Raw genomic sequence first — 2907 nt, 5'->3', positions numbered from 1 at the left:
CGGCCTTCAGGTTATGAGCCTGACGAGCTACCGGGCTGCTCCACCCCGCGGTTGAGAGAGTGCTGATTTTGTTTTGGCTTGTTTTTATGGAGGTGGACTGGAAGACCTGGCGGCGACCGACTTTCCCGCGGCTTAAGCCGCAGTATCATAGGCGCTGGGGGTTTTCACGGCCGAGTTCGGGATGGGATCGGGTGGAACTCTCCCCGCCATGGCCACCAGGTCATCCAGACCACCCTGCAAGGGTGTGTGGATGCGGTTGGTGCGTTTGGGTGTTTTGTGTGTGACGTGGTTATGGATGATTTCTGTGCACGGGCTATCCGTAAGGATAGTGTGAGAGTGAGCCTATTGGGTGATTAGGACCAGTTAGCTGCACGTGTTACCACGCTTTCACATCTGGCCTATTAACGTGGTGGTCTACCACGACCCTCAGGGAGATCTAGTTTTGAGGTGGGTTTCCCGCTTAGATGCTTTCAGCGGTTATCCCGTCCATACTTAGCTACCCGGCTGTGCCGCTGGCGCGACAACCGGTGCACCAGAGGTATGTTCATCCCGGTCCTCTCGTACTAGGGACAAATCCTCTCAAATCTCCAACATCCACGGCAGATAGGGACCGAACTGTCTCACGACGTTCTAAACCCAGCTCACGTACCACTTTAATCGGCGAACAGCCGAACCCTTGGGACCTGCTCCAGCCCCAGGATGTGATGAGCCGACATCGAGGTGCCAAACCTCCCCGTCGATGTGGACTCTTGGGGGAGATCAGCCTGTTATCCCTAGAGTACCTTTTATCCGTTGAGCGATGGCCCTTCCACGCGGGACCACCGGATCACTATGGCCGACTTTCGTCTCTGCTCGAGCTGTCACTCTCGCAGTCAGGCGGGCTTATGCCATTGCACTCAACAGCCGGTTTCCGACCGGCCTGAGCCCACCATCGCGCGCCTCCGTTACACTTTGGGAGGCGACCGCCCCAGTCAAACTGCCCACCATACAGGGTCCCGGACCAGGCTTACTGGCCGCGGTTAGACATCAGAAAAATTCAGGGTGGTATTTCAAGGATGGCTCCACAAGAACTGGCGCCCCTGCTTCAAAGCCTCCCACCTATCCTACACAGAATGTCTCTGATGCCACTGTAAAGCTACAGTAAAGGTTCATAGGGTCTTTCCGTCTGACCGCGGATACCCCGCATCTTCACGGGGAATTCAATTTCGCTGAGCCGATGCTGGAGACAGCGGGGAAGTCGTTACGCCATTCGTGCAGGTCGGAACTTACCCGACAAGGAATTTCGCTACCTTAGGACCGTTATAGTTACGGCCGCCGTTTACCGGGGCTTCAATTCAGTGCTCTCACACCTCCTCTTAACCTTCCGGCACCGGGCAGGCGTCAGACCCTATACGTCGTCTTTCGACTTCGCAGAGTCCTGTGTTTTTACTAAACAGTCGCTACCCCCTGGTCTGTGCCACCCACACATGGTTGCCCACATGCAGGTCTCGCTTATCCCGAAGTTACACGAGTAATTTGCCTAGTTCCTTCAGCATCGTTCTCTCAAGCGCCTTGGTATGCTCTACCAGTCCACCTGTGTCGGTTTAGGGTACGGTCTATACGCCAGAGCTATTTCCTGGAATGCTCCAAAAGCCGGTCCAATCCGTTAAGGACCAACAACATATCGCATTCGTCACTTCTGGCAGGTTCAGGAATATTCACCTGATTCCCATCGACTACGGCTTTCGCCCTCGCCTTAGGGGCCGACTAACCCTGCGTGGATTAACCTTGCGCAGGAACCCTTGGACTTTCGGCGACAGTGTTTCTCGCACTGTTTGTCGCTACTCATGTCAGCATTCGCACTTCCGATATCTCCAGAAGGGGTCACCCCGCTTCCTTCACAGACCTACGGAACGCTCCGCTACCGCGCATATCATAGATATGCACCCACAGCTTCGGCACGTGGCTTGAGCCCCGTTACATTTTCGGCGCAGGGTTTCTATTAGACCAGTGAGCTATTACGCTTTCTTTAAAGGATGGCTGCTTCTAAGCCAACCTCCTGGTTGTTATGGAATCCCCACATCCTTTCCCACTTAGCCACGATTTAGGGGCCTTAGCTGGTGGTCTGGGCTGTTTCCCTCTCGACAATGGACCTTAGCACCCACTGTCTGTCTGCCAGGCTAAACTTCCGGGTATTCGGAGTTTGGTTGGGTTTGGTAAGGCTTTGGGCCCCCCTAGCCCATCCAGTGCTCTACCCCCCGGGGTCAACACCTGACGGTCTACCTCAATAGATTTCGCGGAGAACCAGCTATCTCCGAGTTTGATTGGCCTTTCACCCCTAGCCACAGCTCATCCCCGACTTTTTCAACAGGCGTGGGTTCGGCCCTCCAGTGCGTGTTACCGCACCTTCAGCCTGGCCATGGCTAGATCACTCGGTTTCGGGTCTTCTGCCAGCAACTATGCGCCCTATTCAGACTCGCTTTCGCTACGCCTACACCTATCGGCTTAAGCTCGCTGCAAACAGAAACTCGCTGACCCATTATACAAAAGGTACGCCGTCACCCCATAAGAGGCTCCGACTGCTTGTAGGCATCCGGTTTCAGGTCTATTTCACTCCCCTCGTCGGGGTGCTTTTCACCTTTCCCTCACGGTACTTGTTCACTATCGGTCACCAGGGAGTATTTAGGCTTGGAGGGTGGTCCCCCCATGTTCAGACAGGGTTTCACGTGCCCCGCCCTACTCAAGGATCTTTAAAAGCACTACGCATACGGGACTATCACCCACTCTGGCCGACCTTTCCAGATCGTTCTGCTTCTCTTCTAAAAACCACTGGCCTGCTCCGCGTTCGCTCGCCACTACTAGCGGAATCTCAATTGATGTCTTTTCCTCCAGGTACTGAGATGTTTCAGTTCCCCGGGTTCGCCTCAT

The 2907-nt window shown here is 54.8% G+C and carries 2 rRNA genes (1 of these 2 running past the window's edge); both read right to left on the bottom strand.

Annotation, left to right across the window (positions count from 1 at the left end):
* Positions 1–104 precede the first annotated feature (104 nt).
* Positions 105–220, bottom strand: a 5S ribosomal RNA gene (rrf, locus tag AB2L51_RS14880).
* 112 nt (positions 221–332) lie between these two features.
* A 23S ribosomal RNA gene (locus tag AB2L51_RS14875) occupies positions 333–2907 on the bottom strand; it runs 168 nt beyond the window's last position.

Origin of the sequence: Acetobacter fabarum (genome assembly GCF_040702925.2) — a bacterium.
In the GTDB taxonomy this organism is placed as follows: domain Bacteria; phylum Pseudomonadota; class Alphaproteobacteria; order Acetobacterales; family Acetobacteraceae; genus Acetobacter; species Acetobacter fabarum_B.
This window is presented reverse-complemented; position numbering and strand designations above follow the sequence as displayed.